Raw genomic sequence first — 17,020 nt, 5'->3', positions numbered from 1 at the left:
GATGTACACGGAGGAAAAACTGCTGGGTGAGATTAGGGAACTCCTCGGCGATGAGGAGCTCTACGGGCTATACGAGAGGGCATTCAGAGAGTACCACTACTACTTCGAGACCACCAACTACATCGTTCTGAACGTCTACGGCTTCAACGACCACGGGCCTATCCACGTCCTGCTCACGACCAGACGCGCGCTGGAGCTTCTGAACATCATCAGGAAGTTCGGAATCCAGACCACCGCGGAAAAGCTCGGCAAGCCCTTCCGCTGGAGCAAGTTCATAGTGGCCTTCGGAGCGCTGTTCCACGACACCGGGAACATGATACACAGGATAAACCACTACCAGTTCAGCGTTCTCCTGGCCGAGCCGATAATAGAGAAGCTCGTGAGGGAGTTCGGGACGGACGACCCACTCCTCCTCAAGGCACTCACCCTCAATGCCATCTACACCCACGATGAGGCCGTTCCGTGCACCACCATCGAGGGCTCGCTCGTTACGATAGCGGACGGCTGCGACATGGAGGCCGGGAGAAGCAGGCTCGTCCACAAGAAGGACAAGGTGGACATACACGCGGTTTCAGCTCTGGCCATCGAGAAGGTTGAGATCAGGGAAGGGGACGAGGAACAGCCGATACTCATTGAGATATGGATGAAGCACCCCGCGGGGATATTCCAGGTGGACGAGATACTGACGAAGAAGGTCAAGAGTTCCCTCCTGGGCGGAAGGGTCAGGCTCAGGATACACACCGGCACGGAGGTCATGGAGAAGGTTATTTAACCCCCCACCGTTTCTTTATCCATGCTGATCGAAGCCTACCGTGACCTCAAGTACCTTCTCAACAGGGGCTACCGGAAAAGCGTTGCTCTCAACTTTGTCGCCGACCATTACAGACTGAGAAAGGCCGAGAGACATCTCCTGGCGAGGTGCGTTTTCCCGGACGAATGGATAGTCGAGGTTCGGAAAAAACTCCTCAGACCGGAAGAGCTCATGGGCAGGGTTTTGGCTATAGACGGCTTCAACGTGCTCATAACCCTTGAGTCGCTCCTCGAAGGGAAGGCAATACTCTGCGAGGATGGGCTCGTGAGGGATTTGAAGTACCAGGGAAAGTACAGGCTCAACGAAGGTACGGAGCGGCTCCTCGGCAACCTTGCCCGTGCCCTCGGAGAGCTGGGCCTTAAAAAGGCCGTGTTCTTCTACGGCTCGGCGGTTCCAAGGAGCGGGGAGATAAAGGGGCTGACCGAGGAAGCCCTCATTCGGGAGGGGGTCAAATCCGAAGTGAGGCTCGTCAGAAGCCCCGACTTTGAGCTCAAGGCCTTCGAAACCGTCGCAACTGCCGACATCGGAATCATATCAAAGGTTCCCCACGTCTTCGACCTGGCCGCATACGTGGGCATGCTCGCCGGGTGGGAGGCGGGCGACCTCTTTAAACTCCTGGAAAAAACGTATTCAATGGAATACTAACATTCAGATGACTGTTTTAGAGCTGTAAAGACGTTTGAAGTCTTGGAAAATTTTTAATACATCCGTGTACAAGGCAACTGTATATTTCGCAGTACCCGCTTTTCTTTCTTGGCGGGTGATGGAGGAGGTTTGCATGAGAAAAACCAAAGCGATCCTGCTGGCACTTCTGATAGCCGGCATGGTCCTCGCCAGCGGCTGTATGGGCGAAGGGATCACCTCGGGCTCTCCCTCCCCCACGACCTCAAGCCAGCCATCGACAACTCAGCCCGAAACCACTACAACACAGGAGCCCTCAACCTGGGAGATGAAAGCGGTCTGGAGCGCTGACACCACGGGAATACCATTCATGGACATGAGTCCGGACGGAAGCCTCTCGGCGGCCATAGACTGGAACCGCGGTCTTTTGTACCTGGTCAAGCCGGACGGGAGTAACACAACCCTGAACCTCCGAAGGAACGGGGGTGAAATAGGGCCCGTGGTTTCGAGCGTCGCCGTGGTTGGAGACCAGGCTTGGGTTCTGGCGTCGTACGGAGGGTTCGCGGGGATAAGAATCTTTTCCTGGAATGGCTTTGTCGGCGAGGAGAGACACGGGGGAGCCGGTGCTGTTGCCGACTACATGCTCCGCTCTCCGAGCGGAAACCATATCTGCTACCTGGTGACAGTCTCTCCCACGGAGCAGGAGCTCCACTGCGACGGGGAAAAAATCACGCTCACACCCGATGACTACGATCTCAAGTCCATCTCGGACTCCGGGCTCGTCGTTCTGTCGGAAAAAGAGAGGGCGTTCGTCTTCAAGGACGGGGAAAGAATCCTGACGTTCAACACGAGCAGGGTAATCGCCTACCGCGATAAACTGCTGGTAAGCGAGGACGGGAAGCTGAAGGTTTTCTCCAGGGACGGGAAGTTGCTGGCAGAGGGGAGCTATCCATTCGACCAGACGGTACTGCTCAAGTGGACTCTGATCCCCACCGGAAGATACCTGCTCTGGCACGAGCCCTTGGGGGACACCCACGTACTCACCTGGAACCTTACTGAAGTCAAAGTCCTGCCTGGGTTCCCGTACTTCGCAAACGAGAACTTCGCCGTCACTGCCAAAGACGGAGTTATTCACTGCTACTCTCTAGGCGACTTCCACGAGGTCTTCAGCGTGAAGATTCCAGGCGATTCACTCGGCTACATAAAGCTGAGCGACGACGGGAAGGTCATGCTGATCTCCGGGGAAACGGGGGGATTTTGGCTCTATGCCAAAGATTAACACCCAAAATTTAAATAGTCCAAACATGTATTTAATACAAGAAAGAAAGGAGTTGGATAGATATGAAGAAATTTAGAACAGTTCTTGCAGTTTTTCTAGTATTTTTGGTTTTTGTCAGCGTTAGTGGATGCCTCGGAGGCGGGGGAGAGGAGAGCCCCACAACATCCGAGTCCCCCACCGGTACGGGAAGCCAAACCACCAGCGCGGGAACTGGCGGGGGAGGATATAGCACGACGGAGAGCCCGGGCGGAACCACCACGCCTGGAACCACAACTGAAACCGAAACGGAAACTGGTACATCGGAGTACGCATCATGGATGAACCCGTGGGACGCATACAACCCGATCCAGATAGACGGAGAGCAGTACCTCATAACCTCCATAAAGTACAAGCTCAGGATAAGGACCGAGGAAGGCGGCCCGATTTACGAGTACGAGATCGAGAAGAGCAGGGGGCCGACGAAGATACACGTTTACGGCAATAAGATAGACATGGAGACCGGAGAGCAGGAGAAGGCGGACCTGGGAGAGTTTGAGGTTTACGAGTACTACGGAAAGATTACCCCGATAAACGCAGAGGATATGAACAGCACCTTCGAGTACCGCCTCTGGGTAACCGAAAGAACTTCCGACACTGACACGTTCTTCCTGTTCCCGTCACTGGACTTCCTGACCCTCTACGCTTCCCTTTACTCCGGCGCAGGCAACACCGTCGGGGTATGGATGAAGTACGGGGACCAGGTTTTTGAGTTCTACAACCCCGGAGCCGTCGGTGAGATGAGCGTGGCCCCCTACCAGGAAGGGGACATAAACATGCTCTCGAACATCGCCGACATAGAGTCCATATACATGAGCTGGTACGGGTTCTACAACTTCGGCTTCTGGACCGCCCTTGAGGATGAGAACATCTACCAGGAAACCACGGGCAGCTGGGGAGTGATGGGCTACCAGTACAACTACGAGGTGAAGCCGGACGGGACAATGACCCTTGGAGGCAAAAATTTCAAGGTGTCCCATGTCTCATGGACTTACACCCTCGGGAGCATCACCGGCCAGGGTGAGGCGGTCCTCGCGGCCAACCTTCCGGTGCCGATAGAGGCCAAAGGAATCTTCATCGAGCAGGGAGGGGCCAACGTCTTCACCCACGTCAAAATAGAGGGCATCGGGTTCGAGAAGGTCTGAGCCCTCAACCCTTTCACTTTTCAGGCAAACTTTAAATCTTTCAAGGAATATGTTTCTTCATGTTTGGTGAGCACGAGCTCAAGACCCAGTTCATCAAAATCATGGACAAAAAAATTCATCTCGTTGAGGAGCCAGGAGACAAAATCCTCTACCGCCGGGATGAGACGAGGGTTCTGATAAAAAGGGGAAAGGGAAAGTTCCTCATCCTCCCAGCCCCAGCCGAGGGCTATGGTGTGAAGTTTCTGTTCATAAGACTCTCCGAGAGGATCGCCATTCCCCCCAAGGAACGACTGGTGGGATACCTCTCCGCCCCGATAGACGTCTCCGTTATGAGCGGCGACCTGGAGATAGACCGCTTTGTGGTCGGAAGGGAGAAGTACACCCTCTACGGCGAGAAGACGGTGGGAGTGATAGCGAGATACCACGAGAGCGATTTTTATGAAAAGCCCCCCGATTCTCCTGGGATAGTGAAGCTCGTCATCAGCAACCCCACAGAAAGCTGGAAGCTGGTGGAGAGGATAGTGTTTCCGATAAGGAACAGCGTGATGTTCTACGAGGAAAACAGAGCGTACTATCCCCTCATAATTCTGCTGACGAAGGAGATTTACGAGGTCAACAACACCGGAAACCCCCCTGACGGGACGCTGAAGCCCACCCATGAGGCGGAACCGCTCCCCAACTTCAGAATGAGGTGGTCGTGATGGCAGCTAACAGTACCACAACGACCCCCATCCAGATAGACCTCAGCCTGCTGACAATCGTGGAAGCGGCCCTGATAGTGTTCGGAATGCTCGTCCTAGGGAGGATAGTCAGGAAGATAATCATCAGAAAATCAAAGGAAACGAGCCTGACATGGATAATCAACGAGGACACAGCGGATATAGTGTTCCGAATGTTCGTGCTCGGGGGCATCATATGGGCCCTGTACCTGCTCGGCATAATGAGCTACGGGCTGGGACCGACCACCGTGGGCAACATAGCCTTCGCGATGGGCTTCTTCTACTTCTCGTACCTGATAGCAAAGAAGTCCAGGGACTACATGATAATAAGCTCCGGCAAGAAGGCCAAGCCTGAGGTCATCGTGAAGGCAAAGATCTTTTACTACGTTTTCATAACGATAGCCTTCTTCATGACCCTTAGCTTCGCTGGAGTAAGCACTGAACTCAGCGCACTCCTTGCGGCGGCGGGGATAACTGGTATCGTCCTTGGTTTCTCCGCACAGACGGTTGTTTCAAACTTTATCTCGGGAGTCTTCATGTACTTCGACAAGCCCCTCCAGATAGGGGACGCCGTGAAGGTGGAGGACATCACGGGCGTCGTTGAAGACATAAGAATACTTTCCACGAGGATAAGGGCCTGGGACGGCACGCTCATCAGGATTCCAAACGAGAGGCTGTTCAACAGCAACATAGTCAACTTCATGCGCTATCCCGTGAGAAGGGTCGACCTGGAGGTTGGAATAGCCTACGCTGCCGATGCCGAAAGGGCGGTGGAGATAATAAAGCGCGTTCTTGATGATATCCCCCTGGTCCTGGTCGAGCCCGAGCCTCTGGCTTACGTTGACAGGCTCGATGACAGCGCGGTGGTTATTGCCATACGCGCCTGGGCACCCAGCGAGAAGTGGTTCGACGTCAGAATAAGGATAATCCACGACGTCAAGAAAGCTCTTGACGAGGCCGGAATAGAGATACCGTTCCCGCAGAGGGTGAACTGGTTCGCCAACGAACTGAGGGTTAAGATAGAGGAGCCGCCGGAAGAGGAAAATGAGAAAGGACAGGCTTAGTCCCCTTTCTTTTCAATCAGCGCGTAGAAGAATCCGATAGTGCCGTGCCTGTGGGGCCAGGCTCTCATGGTTCCCGGCAAGAAACCCTCGCTGTAGGGCCCGCTCAGTGGGACGAGTCTGGCATCACTGTGCCTCCCGAGGAACCACTCCACAACCCCCTCGTTTTCCTCCCTGAGCATCGAGCACGTCGAGTAGAGAAGCCTTCCTTCGGGCTTTAAAAGCTTCCACGCGCTCTCTATGAGCTCCCTCTGAAGGGCCACCACCTTCTGAATGTTCTTCTCGCGGAGGCGCCACCTCAGCTCGGGATTCTTGGCTATCGTCCCATCGCTGGTGCAGGGCGCATCGAGCATCACCCTGTCGGCGATTCCCACTCCCAGCATATCCGGGGCCTTTCTGCCGTCTGCCCTTATCGTCTCGGCTATCTTAACGCCCGTCCTCCTGAGAACCTCGTTCATGCGCTTTATTCTGGTCTTGTCAACATCAAGGGCATATATTTTACCCTCATTGTGCATCAGCTCCGCCATGTGGGCGGTTTTTCCACCCGGAGCCGCTGCTAAATCAACGACCGTTTCGCCGGGTTTTGGGTTTAGTACAAGCGATGCAACGGCTGCCGCCTCCTCCTGCGCGATGGCGAAGCCCTTGTTGAAGAGCCATTCCGGGTTGAACGGGTCAAGAACCCTGATGAGAGTGTCGACCCTCTCGCTCCTCTCAAAGCGGACGTTCTTTTTCCGGAGATAGCCCTCAACCTCCTCAACGCTGCTCTTCAGCAGGTTAACCCTGATGCTCGTCGGCAACGTTTCGTTGAGGGCCCTCAGGAGGTCTTCGGCCTCGTTTCCAACAAGTTCCCTCATCTTCACTATGAACCACTCTGGAAAGAGATAGTCCCACTTCAGACGCTTCTCCTCAGTGTCGATGACCGGCACGTATTCAAAGAGACGCGGAAGGAGGTCGTAGTAATAATAGCCAACATAGGGGTGGGTCCTCCTCGATAAAAACTGAGCGAGGCCCTTCAGATGCCCCCGCGTTTTTTCGCTGGGATCCCTGAAGACGGCCACCTCAATCGCAACCCTCAGCGTTGCCCTCAGCCAGGGGTCAAGGATGAGCGGAGAAACTCCGACAAGCTCCTCGATTATCTCGTCTATCAGACCGAGCCTGCGCTGGATGGAGTAGAATATGCCCGTCAGCTTCGAGTTCTCCCAGCCATCGATTTTGTACCTGGCAAAGGCCTTTCTCTTGGCGCTCTGGCTGGGCTTGACTTCCTCTCCGAGCTTAACCGCCTCTATAAGTGCATACAGCTGTCTGTCACTTAGTTTTAACTTGGCCACATTCATCCTCCACCATTATCTGGGGAGACCGACATATATCGCTTTCGCCCGAAAAGTGGGTAAAGAATTACACAGACCCGCTGGGCCGGAGGGCCTCTACGAGATCGGGTTCAATGCCGCCGTTCTCCTCCCACATGCGAAGAAGGAGGTCGGTTTTCCCGATAATGAACAGGAGAAAGAGGGCATCCTCGCCACGTCCATCACTCAGGAGCGATCTGACTGCATCCAGGGCCTCCTCATGTCTGGAAGTGTAGTAAGAGAACAACACGTTCTCCAGGTCTTTCCTGACTTCCCCAGCCCTTGTACGCAGGAAAACATTTTCCTCCCCGGTCTCAACCGCCCGGAGCAGGGAGGTGAAGCGGACGAGCCGTCTCATCATCTCCGGTGTCGCGTGGAATTCCAGAACCTCCTCCAGGAGATCGATTCCGAGCTCAATCATCAGGGCGTTGCCGCTCGAGATCAGCGACGCCATACTGGCCGTCAGGAACTCCCAGTAGCCCGCAATCGTGCCCATGTTGAGGAGAACGCGGAGACCCAGGAGCCTGGTCCACAGGGAGTCCGAGAACACGAGGGAACGAATCTTTGAGAGCCCATCTTTTCCGAGGGGCGGCACCCGCACCCTCTCAAAAAGGTCGAGTATTGAGAGGCAGGTCAGGGTGTCTCCCCCCGCCATCACCTGAGCTGCTGCGTCCAGAAGCACAAGGAACCGCTCCTCGTCGAGGGGGGTGTTCTCAAGAAGCGGCGTGAGAACCTCCAGCGCCCTGTAAACGACCCTGGGATCCTCGTCGGTGAGCCTGCCGGCCAGGGACATGAAACCCTGACTCAGTATGAGCGTCCTAACACCCGTATCCGAGTCCTCAAGAAGTTTTCCAATGGCCATAAGGGCTCGAAGGCGGACGGTGCTGTCATCATCCTCCAGCAATCCAAGAAGTGACATGAGCACATGATCGTCATCGTTTGCGATATTGATTACATCCATCGCCTGCCAAGACGTGAGCATCTCCCTAATTTGATCCATACACCCACCCCCTATTCTACCCACAATAAATTGAACGTCATCCAATATATCGTTTTCGCTTTATGTTCTCTCAAGTCTATAGATGTCCACCAGAACCCTTTCCAGTCTCTTCCTGTGGAAGAAGAACTGGGCTGGAATCTCAAAGGGGAGCGTTACCCTGTGGGTTATCTCAAAACCGGCGTCCCCAACAAAAGCCTCTATGAAACGCCTTACCTCAGGTTTGGCCAGGTGTATGGAATAAACAACATCGCTCACCTCAAAAGCTTTGAGCAGAAAAGGCCTGTCCGCGTGGGGGTTCTGGCTGCCGAAGGGGGGGTTCATCACAACCGTGTCCACCTTCCGCCCAAAACGGGAGACCTCGGAGTGAATGAACTCGATGCACTCCTCCATACCAAGGGAGCGGGCGTTTTCTCTCGCAATCTCAAGCGCGGTTTCGTCCACCTCAACGGCATAAACCCCCGCGGCACCAAGGAGGCAAGCACCGATGGAGAGAACACCGGTTCCCGCACCCAGGTCCCCCACGACCCTTCCATCAATGTCTCCCAGTGAATGGGCGAGCCAGAGGAGCTCCGCGGCAACGTTCCCTGGAGTCCTGTATTGCTCGAGCTCAGGTTTGGGATTTCTGAAACCCTCGAGACGGGAGAGGGCAATCGCGAGGTGCTTCTTCTTCACTTCCCACCACCATGGAGCGTGATGCCAATCGGCTCGTCTTCCTTCCGCCCCACCCCGAGTATTTCGTCGAAGGCGTAGTCCTCACGCAGGCCCAGGAGTATCTCGACCTCCGGAGGCGTCAGCACCGGCTTCCTCCAGTTCTCGTAGTCGTCTATCGGGACGCGCGGGCAGGCGACTACGACGTACGCATCGAAGTCGAAGCCCTCCAGCGCGGGGTAGCTGATGTGGTTCATAGCTATGAGCCTCGCGTACTTGCCGTGCTCGCGGAGGAGCCTAACCACGCGCTTCGCCTCAGCTAAGCGGAGCTGGCCCTTCTTGGTGCTCGTTATCACACCGAAGCGCTCGGCATCAATCGCCTTTGCTATCTGGGCCCAGCGCCTCCTGATGAGCCTTTCGGCCTCGTTATCCATCCAGATGGCGTCGCCCGAGTAGGGATTGACTGCCAAGGTTGGTTTACCCGTTGCGACCGCGACGCCGAGGGGGTGGAAGTAACCGGCCCCTATGAAGAGAACCCCTTCCGCATCGACCTTCGCCGCGGTGAAGTTGCAGCCGAGAACCTGGCCCGGCCAGCTGACGCGGGAGTCCCCTTTCCCGGTGATAACCTCAAAGCTATGTTTTTCCAAAAACGCCCTCGCCCGCTCAAGCTGGTGGATGTGCTGGGCGGTCGTGACGAGGGCTATCCTCTTCCCCAGCTTTCGTACCTCGTCAAGGTTCTTCTCGAGTGAAGGAACCACATCAACATTCGCAAAGGCAGGGACGAATATCGTTGGAACCTCCAGATGGAGCATCATGTACGAGTGTCCCAGGTGTATCAGCGCGTCGCAGCCGAGGAGCCTCGCCTCCCGGTCCGCAGGGTCGCAGGCGCCGTAGTTGATGTCGCCGCTTATTATGGCCTCTATCCCGTTCCCCTCAAGAAAGTCTGCCAGGGCCTGGGCCTCGCTCTTCAGGCCCTCCGGAGTCTGAATGAGCACCCTTTCCGCGCCGAGCTCTCGCAGCCTCTCCAATATCTCACCCATCGAAACCTCATGCATCTTGCCCACCGACGGCGTTTAGATGGAACCCTTTAAATCACCATCGATTCGCAGAGTTGTACAGCACTTTGATGAACTTAAAAGCACATTATCAACCATAGAAGTGCAACCGAAACCCTTATTAAACATTGCTGCACTAAATTTTCTGCAATGCATTGGAGGTGTTCCAAATGAAGAAGGTCGCTGCAATAGTTGGGCTTCTCCTCCTGGCCACCATGCTAAACCCGGTGGCTGCTTCGAGCAGTAAAGGCGGCGGGAACTACTGGCACCCATACCCGTACAACCTGGTGCCCGGCGACATAGTGATCGGCCACAACCCAACCAGCGACAAGATAATCCCCGGCTACTGGACACATACGGGTATAATAATCGGCTGGAGCTCAACCTACAACGAGTGGATAGTCGTTGAAGCCACGATGAGCCACGGCGTAACCTGGTCCACGCTGAGTGAGTTTATGAGCAGGTACGACACCGTGGCAGTTCTTCGCGTCGCCACCAGCGACTACGTGAGGCAGAACGCGGTTTACTTCGCCTACCAGCAGCTCGGAAAGCCCTACGACTACGGCTGGTGGACGAAGCAGGTTTACGGTGATTCCTATTACTGCTCAGAACTCGTGTGGGCGGCGTACATCGCTGCGGGCGGCCCGGACATCGACCAGAACCCCGGCTGGTCATGGAGTTTCGCAAACGGTGTGGCCCCCGACGAGGTCTACTACGACGGCGACACCTATGTGATCTACTACCACTCGGCCTGACCACCCCATTTCTTTTTTGCTGACCGGAAAGGAATATTTCATCAACGTATTCTTCCAGAAGGTAGCACGAAGCCATGAATATCAAGTCCAATGTAAACAACGAACGAGAATAAAACTTATTAACCTGCCGGCCTATTTTTGTTCCGCCCAACACTGGGGGTGATGAAATGAGGAAGCTTGGAATAATAGCCGTGGTGTTCCTCCTTCTCGGCGCCACCGTCCCAGGTGCCAGCGCCGGCGACCTGCTCAACTACATCTGGGACACCAGGACCTACCAGCACCCGTACCCGACCGACGTTCAGCCGGGAGACCTCGTCTACGGCCACAGCCCGGATCTCTTCAACGCCATAATCCCCGGCTACTGGATACACGTTGCCATCGTCGCCTGGTACAACGAGAGCATCAACGACTGGATGGTCATAGAGGCCAAGATAGGCAAGGGCGTCATCATCAGCCCGCTCAGCGAGTTCCTCAGCAGGTACGACGTGGTCGCCCTCCAGAGGGTCATGGTCGATGACGCCACCAAGCAGAGGGCCATTCAGTTCGCCTACCAGCAGCTCGGAAAGCCCTACAACTACAACTACATCGGTAAGCCGAAGGTCTACGATGACGAGTACTACTGCTCCCAGCTTATCTGGGCCGCGTACCTCGTCGCCAGCAACTTCCAGGTGGACCTGGACGAGAACGACGGCGCCTGGAGCTGGACGTACTTCTACTCAGTCGCCCCGCAGGAAGTTTACGACGACCCGATGACTTACACCATCTACTACCACTCCGCCTGAGCCCTCTTCTCCTTTCTTTCCATTCCCCCTCAACAAAAGCCTTTTATACTTCCTGACCCAACAATACCTCGAAGTTCGATGCATCGGGGTGATGAGTATGGATGAGTTCATCATAACGACCACCGAGAAAATTCCGGGGTACAGGGTGGTCGCGGTAAAGGGCCTCGCGAGGGGCGGTATCGTCAGGGCAACCCACGTTGGCAGGGACATAATGGCCTTCTTCAAGAACCTGAAGGGCGGAGAGGTTCAGGAGTACACCCAGATGCTCGCCGAGGCCCGGGAGGAAGCCCTGAGGAGAATGAAGCTCCACGCCGAGGACATGGGGGCCAATGCCGTCATAGGGGTCCGCTTCATGACTTCAGCTGTTGCCTCGGGCATGGCGGAGATATACGCCTACGGCACGGCGGTGGTCGTTGAAAAGCTGGAGGAGTGAGCATGTACCTCCTTCCGTTCCCCATAATAGGCGGTCTCTTAGCGTGGGCAACGCTGTACTTTATAGGCTTCGAAAAGCAGAGGTGGGGCGAGTTTCTCTTAGGCTTGGCGGCCTTCTTCATTGCGATGATAATCCAGAACCCCGTCCAGCAGCTCCCGCTCCTCGGAATGGGGATAAAGTCCAACGCAGACGTCATAGCCAGGGGGACGGCCTTCGTCGTGGGTGTCTCGATATGGTTCGGACTTATCGCCGGCATAGTTCAGGAGGGGGCAAAGTACCTCCTGGTAAAGGGGAAGAGCCTGAACACCGGCCTGTTCATGGGGCTGGGCTTCGGAATAACGGAGGTCTTCGTTATAGCAGGAGCGGCCCTCGCAGGAGCTATGGCAACTGGAAAACCGCTCGACGTACCGTTAAGCACGGCGCTCCTCTCGATGGTGGAGCGCTACTTCGTGGTGCTCTTCCACGTCGGAACGGGGATATACCTGGCTTATGCTTACAGGGAAGGCTACGGGAAGGAAGGACTAATCGCGATGATAGGAATCCACGCGGTCATCGATTCCCTGGCAGCTTATTCCCAGCTCACGAAAAGCGAGCCGGCCATATACGCGGTAGAGTTTATAACCGCCCTCGCCGCACTGGGGCTGCTCTATTACATGATTCCAAAGGCAAAGGTCGAGCTCCCGAAGGAAGAGGAAGCCCTGTGGTGAGCGACGTGCTGGTGGACAGAAAGGAGAAAGCCCTCAAGAAGCTGAGAAAAGACCTCCGCTCCGGGCTCTACTCGTACCTGGTGCTCCTGCTCCTGGAGCGGGAGGAAGAGCTCCACGGCTACGCGATACGGAAGAGACTGGAGGAGCTCAGCGACGGCAGGATAGTCCCAAGTGAAGGGGCACTCTACGACATCCTCAAGAGCCTGAAGAAGACCGGGCTGGTTCAGGACACCTGGGCTGAAGTTGGCGGAAGGCCGAGGAAGTACTACTCCCTGACGAAGCTGGGCAGGGAAGTCCTGAGCGAGCTGAAGATGGAGATAGGGGCGATAATGGAGACGCTTGAGAGGATGGAGGAAAAGTAGTCCAAGGGAGTCACCATGGAACCATATACGCTCCTCAGAATCATCTGGGCGGCCTTCCTCGGCCTCGGCATGATTGCCGCTGGAGTCATTACATTTACCTCGAAGGGCGAGCCGGGAATCGGCTTCAGGATAGGCTACATCTACCTCTCCGAGCGCGCGAGGAGGAAAGCCAACCGCGTCTCTGGAATCGGGACGGTTCTCACCGGGTTTCTTCTAATAATCCTCTCCCCGCTTCTGAGCTTCCCATGGCTTGCCGTCCTCCTGCTCCTCGGCCTCGGAACAACGATGCTGATTGCATATCTTGTTGCGAAGCGCGAGTACGAGCTGGAGGAGCTCTCGGAGAAAGCGCCCGAGAAACCTGGAAAAGTGATAAAACCCCCAAATTTAAAGAAGTACATCGCCCTCCAGACAGCTTTTCTGGCCATCTTCACCGGCCTTTGTATAGCTGGAAGAGTTCCCCGGGAAACCGCCATCGTTCTCGGCGGAGCGCTCATTCTGCTCCTCGCACTGACGTTTTTAGTTTCCCGTCCGCTGGTTTTCCAGCTTGCTCCCAAGTTCAAGGGGAAGATGGCTATGAGCTTCGCAAGGGCGCTGACCCTCGTCTCGGGATTGACGACGGCTGAGATTGCCTTAGCGGCACTCGGCTATGAACCCGGGCCGCTTGGCGTCGTTTTGCTTCTCATGGCTTCGCTCGGCGTTATCTTCTATGCGGCATTCATCGCCTTAACGGGAGCCTACGAGGAAGGTTACTACTAGCCCCCAGGGGATTTATCGGCATCCCATATTCCGATGGATTTAAATAATTTCACACATTCTTTACCGTGGTGATGCCATGTCCCTGGAGGAGCTCTACCGCCACATCAACTGGCGGATGAACCCAAAAGATGAGAGGGCGAGGGAGAGGTTCGGGAAAATAGTGGAGTTCTTTGAATCAATCAGGGAAGAGCTCCCGCACGGAGAGAGAGTCCTTGACCTCTGCGCCGGGACGGGTATAGCCGGAGTTGCCCTTGCGAAGGTGACCAATGCCAGACTCCTAACACTCCTCGATGCAAGGAAAGACGACCTTGAACTAGCAGGGGATTGGCTTGACATAGGTGGACTAAGCCCAGAGCTCAGAACCGTTCAGGGCGATGCGAGGGAGGTTGCAAGCCTCGTCGGGGAGCACGATGTAGCCGTCCTCTGGGGCTACACGATGCCACATTTCGACCCGTTTGATGCAGTAAAACTGTTCGCGAACGTTGCCCTAGTCCTGAGCGACGACGGGGTCTTCATAATAGAGGACATGGACAGGGTCTACGGCATACTCTACAGGGCGGGCTACAGGGAGTTCCTCATAGAGGGGCGCAGGGAGGACCACACCATCGCCTCCATGCACGAGGGTTATGACTTCGTCAGGGGGACTTTTAGGCGGGGCTACTACCTCCTCCCGGGCTTCAAAAAGATTGGCACGGTTGACTTCCACCACTGGGACCTGGCGACCCAGCTGGCGATCGGGCGGATATTCTTCGGGGAGGCCAGGCTCATAAGGCCGGGGGAGCACGGATTCACGCGCGTGGGGGATGTACTCTACTTCAAACGTCCAAGAAAGGACATCGCCGCGCTTGTTCTCGACGACTTCAGCGGTCCGCGCTGAACGCTATCTCTATCTCCTGCCCCGTGTTCCCATTCTTTACGACGAGATACTGGACCCCCTCCGAGGTGAGGAGGTTCAGGTTAACCTCCGTCACGTTCTCCCACCGGAGGATGACGCTGCCGCAAGTGACGTTCTCAAAGTAGCCCGATTCAGAGGTGACGATGTAGACGGAGAACGGGTGCTCCGCCCTCACGTGCCCCGTCACGTGGGAGCCCGCGGGAAGCAGCTCGGCCTGAAGGGCGCCCGCTCCAAAGTAGCCCCTCTGATACGATGTGCTGGGCAGAAAACCCGCGGCATTGGCGGCCAGGCCCACGCCCAGTGCTACCAGCAGAAGACCCCCCAAAAGGATGTAACCCCTGATTTTTGTCACCATTAACATTCTACGGCTTTTATTCTTAAAACCCTTTCGAAACCGATCCCTAAACAGAAAGCGGAGCCCCCACGGAGCCCCATTGATGTAAAATCTCCAACATACACCGCTCCACCACTGGAAAATCTGGAACCAGCCAACAGTGGTATTGGTCACTTTCCAAAGGAATGGGGTTTTTGTGACCATGACAGTACGATGATGCAGCATACAAACATAAAGAGAAATAGGGAGACCCAATCACAGGGCGTAGTGCTCGGGGCGCCTGTCCCCGAAGACGTCGTTCATCTCGTTGAGCTTCTTGTTTCTCGCCATCCCGAGGTCTATCTCGACAACGGCCACCTCCTCCTCATCCTCGCTCCCCACCGCCAGCACTTCGGCCCTCGGCGATGCTATCGTGCTCTTACCGATGAACCTCAATCCAAACTCCTCGCCGATCCTGTTGGCGGTTATCGTGTAGACACGGTTCTCCAAAGCTCTGATCGGCATCGCCCTGGGGGCGTAGGGCATCACCAGGTTGCTAGGATGGGCTATGATGTCGGCCCCTTTGAGGGCGAGCGTTCTCGCGCTTTCAGGGAAGAACCAGTCGAAGCATATCATGACGCCGACCTTTGCGATCCCGATGTTGAAAACATGGAAGCCCAGATCCCCCGGTTCAAAGAATAGCTTCTCACGGTAGAAGAGGTGAACCTTGCGGTATTTGCCTATGTAGCCGCTACCTATTGGGCCGGTAACGACCGCGGAATTGTACAGCCTTCCCCCCTCGTCCTTCTCCGCGGTTCCCGCGACTATGAAGACACCGAGCTCTCTGGAGAGCTCCATGAGGAACTGGGTTGTGGGTCCGTCGGGTATCTGACCCGCGACTTCCAGAACTTCCTCCCTGCTTCTGAAGTTGTAGCCCGTGTCAAAGAGCTCCGGAAGGACGATGAGTTCCGCGCCTTCATCGGCGGCGGTACGTATCAGCTCCTCCGCCTTGGAATAGTTCGCCTCAGGCTCAAGAAAAACGGGTTCCATCTGAACGTAAGCCACCTTCATGCCATCACCGTTCGGTGTTGGGCTGAAGAGTTGATAAGGTTAGCGGAGGAATTTCCAGGAAGTATACAGCAGAAACAGAGTATTAAACATCCAAAACAGCACCAAAATATGATTGCAATATCGGAAGCAACGCATACATGCCAATGCCCATTTTAGACTCCCTACTTGCCATAACAAGGACACAAGCCGGCGAGAAATTGAAGAACTGGAAACCCGCTCTCCCGTGCCGTTTTCCCCGCTTGCGGGTGTCCATGAACCTTTTTAGCCGTACGAAAAGTACCGGCCCTTTCCCAAGGAAAAGCTTAAAAAGGAACCTCCGGAGCTAACCCCTGAGAGAAACTCAGGGGTGATGATCATGAAGAGGCGCCCGAGGAAGTGGAAGAAGAAGGGAAGAATGAGATGGAAGTGGATCAAGAAGAGGGTCAGGAGACTCAAGAGGCAGCGCAGGAAGGAGCGCGGACTCATCTGATGCTCCTCCTTTTCTCCACCGTTTTCGGTGGTTCCATGAATTCTTTTAAGGACTTCGAGAGCCTCTCACTGGAGATTGAGACCTCCCGCGGGAGGACGCTTCTTATTGCAGACCCACATATAGGTTTCGAGCTGTCGCGCGGGCTGAGGGTAAGAACACGCTTCGAGGAGCACCTGGCGGAGTTCATCGCCGGAATGGATCCTGACTTCCTCATCCTCCTCGGCGACCTGAAGGAGCCGATAGGGCTGAGCTTCACGATGAAACGCCTCATTATGGGCTTTTTCTCGAGCCTCAGGGGGATCCCAACGGCAGTAACGAAGGGAAACCATGACGGGAGGATAGAGGAGGTCGCCGGGAAGTTCCCCCACGTCGAGGTGACCGACCACCTGCTGGTGGACGACAGGCTCTTCCTCCACGGCCATACCGGCCTGCCCGGGCTGGAGTTCGAGGAAGCTTACCTGGGCCACATCCATCCCGCGTACACCCTCAAAAGGGGCGGCGTTTCGAGGAAGGTGAAGGTCTTCGTCCGCTCCGGAAGGTTCCTCATACTGCCAACAATAAACCCGTTCATAGAGGGCTTTAACGTGGTGGACGGAATAAGAATGGTGCCGTTTCTGAAAGGGGTTGGCTCGGTGGAGCTGTTCCTCCCGGAGGGAATTTACCTGGGCAGGGTGAACCTCCGATGACCGGCATTTTCCCCGACGAGGATTCATGGGAAAACGGAATGGTTCCAAACACTGCGGGCAAAGTTTATAA

The 17,020-nt window shown here is 55.6% G+C and carries 20 protein-coding genes; 14 read left to right on the top strand and 6 right to left on the bottom strand.

Features of this window, described 5'->3' with window-relative positions; genetic code table 11:
• Window position 1: 1 nt before the first annotated feature.
• The 6 genes from TIRI35C_RS01485 to TIRI35C_RS01460 all read left to right on the top strand — a co-directional run bounded on the left by TIRI35C_RS01485 (window position 2) and on the right by TIRI35C_RS01460 (window position 5,675).
• Window positions 2-772, top strand: coding sequence for a metal-dependent phosphohydrolase (locus TIRI35C_RS01485; RefSeq protein WP_188202925.1), 771 nt, complete (start codon window positions 2-4; stop codon window positions 770-772).
• 21 nt (window positions 773-793) lie between these two features.
• Complete coding sequence (locus TIRI35C_RS01480; RefSeq protein ID WP_188201486.1) at window positions 794-1,456, top strand: DUF434 domain-containing protein; 663 nt, start codon at window positions 794-796, stop codon at window positions 1,454-1,456.
• Window positions 1,457-1,589: 133 nt separating this feature from the next.
• The gene (locus tag TIRI35C_RS01475) at window positions 1,590-2,711 is read left to right on the top strand and encodes a hypothetical protein (RefSeq protein ID WP_188201485.1); all 1,122 of its coding nucleotides are present in this window, start codon (window positions 1,590-1,592) and stop codon (window positions 2,709-2,711) included.
• Between the two features lie 317 nt (window positions 2,712-3,028).
• Entirely contained in the window at window positions 3,029-3,892 is an 864-nt protein-coding gene (locus TIRI35C_RS01470) for a hypothetical protein (RefSeq protein WP_246454643.1), read from the top strand.
• Between the two features lie 59 nt (window positions 3,893-3,951).
• Window positions 3,952-4,593, top strand: coding sequence for a DUF432 domain-containing protein (locus TIRI35C_RS01465; protein ID WP_188201483.1), 642 nt, complete (start codon window positions 3,952-3,954; stop codon window positions 4,591-4,593).
• Window positions 4,593-5,675 carry a mechanosensitive ion channel family protein gene (locus TIRI35C_RS01460; protein ID WP_188201482.1) on the top strand — a complete coding sequence of 361 codons (1,083 nt, stop codon included), beginning with the start codon at window positions 4,593-4,595 and terminating at the stop codon, window positions 5,673-5,675. Before TIRI35C_RS01465 ends, TIRI35C_RS01460 begins: the two co-directional genes overlap by 1 nt.
• On the opposite strand, the gene TIRI35C_RS01455 is transcribed toward TIRI35C_RS01460, so the two are convergent.
• The 4 genes from TIRI35C_RS01455 to dph2 all read right to left on the bottom strand — a co-directional run bounded on the left by TIRI35C_RS01455 (window position 5,672) and on the right by dph2 (window position 9,721).
• Entirely contained in the window at window positions 5,672-7,000 is a 1,329-nt protein-coding gene (locus TIRI35C_RS01455) for an RsmB/NOP family class I SAM-dependent RNA methyltransferase (RefSeq protein WP_188201481.1), read from the bottom strand. The genes TIRI35C_RS01460 and TIRI35C_RS01455 overlap by 4 nt on opposite strands.
• A 67-nt stretch (window positions 7,001-7,067) precedes the next feature.
• Window positions 7,068-8,018: a hypothetical protein gene (locus TIRI35C_RS01450; protein ID WP_188201480.1), complete on the bottom strand. Its 951-nt coding sequence runs from the start codon at window positions 8,016-8,018 to the stop codon at window positions 7,068-7,070.
• Window positions 8,019-8,078: 60 nt separating this feature from the next.
• Entirely contained in the window at window positions 8,079-8,690 is a 612-nt protein-coding gene (locus TIRI35C_RS01445) for an METTL5 family protein (RefSeq protein WP_188201479.1), read from the bottom strand.
• Window positions 8,687-9,721 carry a diphthamide biosynthesis enzyme Dph2 gene (gene dph2 / locus TIRI35C_RS01440; RefSeq protein ID WP_188201478.1) on the bottom strand — a complete coding sequence of 345 codons (1,035 nt, stop codon included), beginning with the start codon at window positions 9,719-9,721 and terminating at the stop codon, window positions 8,687-8,689. Before dph2 ends, TIRI35C_RS01445 begins: the two co-directional genes overlap by 4 nt.
• Before the next feature lie 170 nt (window positions 9,722-9,891).
• Between dph2 and TIRI35C_RS01435 the strand changes: the two genes are divergently transcribed.
• The 7 genes from TIRI35C_RS01435 (at window position 9,892) to TIRI35C_RS01405 (ending at window position 14,393) form a co-directional block, all read left to right on the top strand.
• Window positions 9,892-10,476 (top strand): YiiX/YebB-like N1pC/P60 family cysteine hydrolase, encoded by a 585-nt coding sequence (locus TIRI35C_RS01435; RefSeq protein WP_188201477.1) that lies wholly within the window; start codon window positions 9,892-9,894, stop codon window positions 10,474-10,476.
• Between the two features lie 167 nt (window positions 10,477-10,643).
• On the top strand, window positions 10,644-11,258 hold the full coding sequence (locus TIRI35C_RS01430; RefSeq protein WP_188201476.1) for a YiiX/YebB-like N1pC/P60 family cysteine hydrolase: 615 nt from the start codon (window positions 10,644-10,646) through the stop codon (window positions 11,256-11,258).
• Between the two features lie 97 nt (window positions 11,259-11,355).
• Complete coding sequence (locus tag TIRI35C_RS01425; protein WP_188202924.1) at window positions 11,356-11,691, top strand: heavy metal-binding domain-containing protein; 336 nt, start codon at window positions 11,356-11,358, stop codon at window positions 11,689-11,691.
• A 2-nt stretch (window positions 11,692-11,693) separates the two neighbouring features.
• Entirely contained in the window at window positions 11,694-12,398 is a 705-nt protein-coding gene (locus TIRI35C_RS01420; RefSeq protein ID WP_188201475.1) for a YhfC family intramembrane metalloprotease, read from the top strand.
• Window positions 12,399-12,403: 5 nt separating this feature from the next.
• The gene (locus tag TIRI35C_RS01415; RefSeq protein ID WP_188202923.1) at window positions 12,404-12,760 is read left to right on the top strand and encodes a PadR family transcriptional regulator; all 357 of its coding nucleotides are present in this window, start codon (window positions 12,404-12,406) and stop codon (window positions 12,758-12,760) included.
• Between the two features lie 15 nt (window positions 12,761-12,775).
• On the top strand, window positions 12,776-13,516 hold the full coding sequence (locus TIRI35C_RS01410; protein ID WP_188201474.1) for a hypothetical protein: 741 nt from the start codon (window positions 12,776-12,778) through the stop codon (window positions 13,514-13,516).
• 76 nt (window positions 13,517-13,592) lie between these two features.
• Window positions 13,593-14,393 carry a class I SAM-dependent methyltransferase gene (locus TIRI35C_RS01405; RefSeq protein ID WP_188201473.1) on the top strand — a complete coding sequence of 267 codons (801 nt, stop codon included), beginning with the start codon at window positions 13,593-13,595 and terminating at the stop codon, window positions 14,391-14,393.
• Here the strand turns inward: TIRI35C_RS01405 and TIRI35C_RS01400 are convergent.
• Together TIRI35C_RS01400 and TIRI35C_RS01395 are read right to left on the bottom strand one after the other, a co-directional pair.
• A complete protein-coding gene (locus TIRI35C_RS01400) occupies window positions 14,377-14,766 on the bottom strand; it encodes a multidrug transporter (protein ID WP_246454642.1) in 390 nt (129 codons plus the stop codon). The genes TIRI35C_RS01405 and TIRI35C_RS01400 overlap by 17 nt on opposite strands.
• A 234-nt stretch (window positions 14,767-15,000) precedes the next feature.
• Window positions 15,001-15,795 (bottom strand): nitrilase, encoded by a 795-nt coding sequence (locus TIRI35C_RS01395; RefSeq protein ID WP_188201472.1) that lies wholly within the window; start codon window positions 15,793-15,795, stop codon window positions 15,001-15,003.
• Window positions 15,796-16,299: 504 nt separating this feature from the next.
• On the opposite strand from TIRI35C_RS01395, the gene TIRI35C_RS01390 reads away from it, so the two are divergent.
• A complete protein-coding gene (locus TIRI35C_RS01390; RefSeq protein ID WP_188201471.1) occupies window positions 16,300-16,950 on the top strand; it encodes a metallophosphoesterase in 651 nt (216 codons plus the stop codon).
• The last annotated feature ends 70 nt before the right edge of the window (window positions 16,951-17,020 follow it).

The sequence above is a fragment of the Thermococcus camini genome, assembly GCF_904067545.1.
Lineage (GTDB): Archaea > Methanobacteriota_B > Thermococci > Thermococcales > Thermococcaceae > Thermococcus > Thermococcus camini.
The sequence above is the reverse complement of the archived record's forward strand: the minus strand, read 5'-3'. Positions and strand labels throughout refer to the sequence as shown.

Bases quoted from the DNA above. Each gene is read 5' to 3' on its own strand.
- TIRI35C_RS01485 (WP_188202925.1), top strand. From the start codon at position 2: ATGTACACGGAGGAAAAACTGCTGGGTGAGATTAGGGAACTCCTCGGC.
- TIRI35C_RS01480 (WP_188201486.1), top strand. From the start codon at position 794: ATGCTGATCGAAGCCTACCGTGACCTCAAGTACCTTCTCAACAGGGGC.
- TIRI35C_RS01475 (WP_188201485.1), top strand. From the start codon at position 1,590: ATGAGAAAAACCAAAGCGATCCTGCTGGCACTTCTGATAGCCGGCATG.
- TIRI35C_RS01470 (WP_246454643.1), top strand. From the start codon at position 3,029: ATGAACCCGTGGGACGCATACAACCCGATCCAGATAGACGGAGAGCAG.
- TIRI35C_RS01465 (WP_188201483.1), top strand. From the start codon at position 3,952: ATGTTTGGTGAGCACGAGCTCAAGACCCAGTTCATCAAAATCATGGAC.
- TIRI35C_RS01460 (WP_188201482.1), top strand. From the start codon at position 4,593: ATGGCAGCTAACAGTACCACAACGACCCCCATCCAGATAGACCTCAGC.
- TIRI35C_RS01450 (WP_188201480.1), bottom strand. From the start codon at position 8,018: ATGGATCAAATTAGGGAGATGCTCACGTCTTGGCAGGCGATGGATGTA.
- dph2 (WP_188201478.1), bottom strand. From the start codon at position 9,721: ATGCATGAGGTTTCGATGGGTGAGATATTGGAGAGGCTGCGAGAGCTC.
- TIRI35C_RS01435 (WP_188201477.1), top strand. From the start codon at position 9,892: ATGAAGAAGGTCGCTGCAATAGTTGGGCTTCTCCTCCTGGCCACCATG.
- TIRI35C_RS01430 (WP_188201476.1), top strand. From the start codon at position 10,644: ATGAGGAAGCTTGGAATAATAGCCGTGGTGTTCCTCCTTCTCGGCGCC.
- TIRI35C_RS01425 (WP_188202924.1), top strand. From the start codon at position 11,356: ATGGATGAGTTCATCATAACGACCACCGAGAAAATTCCGGGGTACAGG.
- TIRI35C_RS01420 (WP_188201475.1), top strand. From the start codon at position 11,694: ATGTACCTCCTTCCGTTCCCCATAATAGGCGGTCTCTTAGCGTGGGCA.
- TIRI35C_RS01410 (WP_188201474.1), top strand. From the start codon at position 12,776: ATGGAACCATATACGCTCCTCAGAATCATCTGGGCGGCCTTCCTCGGC.
- TIRI35C_RS01405 (WP_188201473.1), top strand. From the start codon at position 13,593: ATGTCCCTGGAGGAGCTCTACCGCCACATCAACTGGCGGATGAACCCA.
- TIRI35C_RS01400 (WP_246454642.1), bottom strand. From the start codon at position 14,766: ATGGTGACAAAAATCAGGGGTTACATCCTTTTGGGGGGTCTTCTGCTG.
- TIRI35C_RS01395 (WP_188201472.1), bottom strand. From the start codon at position 15,795: ATGAAGGTGGCTTACGTTCAGATGGAACCCGTTTTTCTTGAGCCTGAG.
- TIRI35C_RS01390 (WP_188201471.1), top strand. From the start codon at position 16,300: ATGAATTCTTTTAAGGACTTCGAGAGCCTCTCACTGGAGATTGAGACC.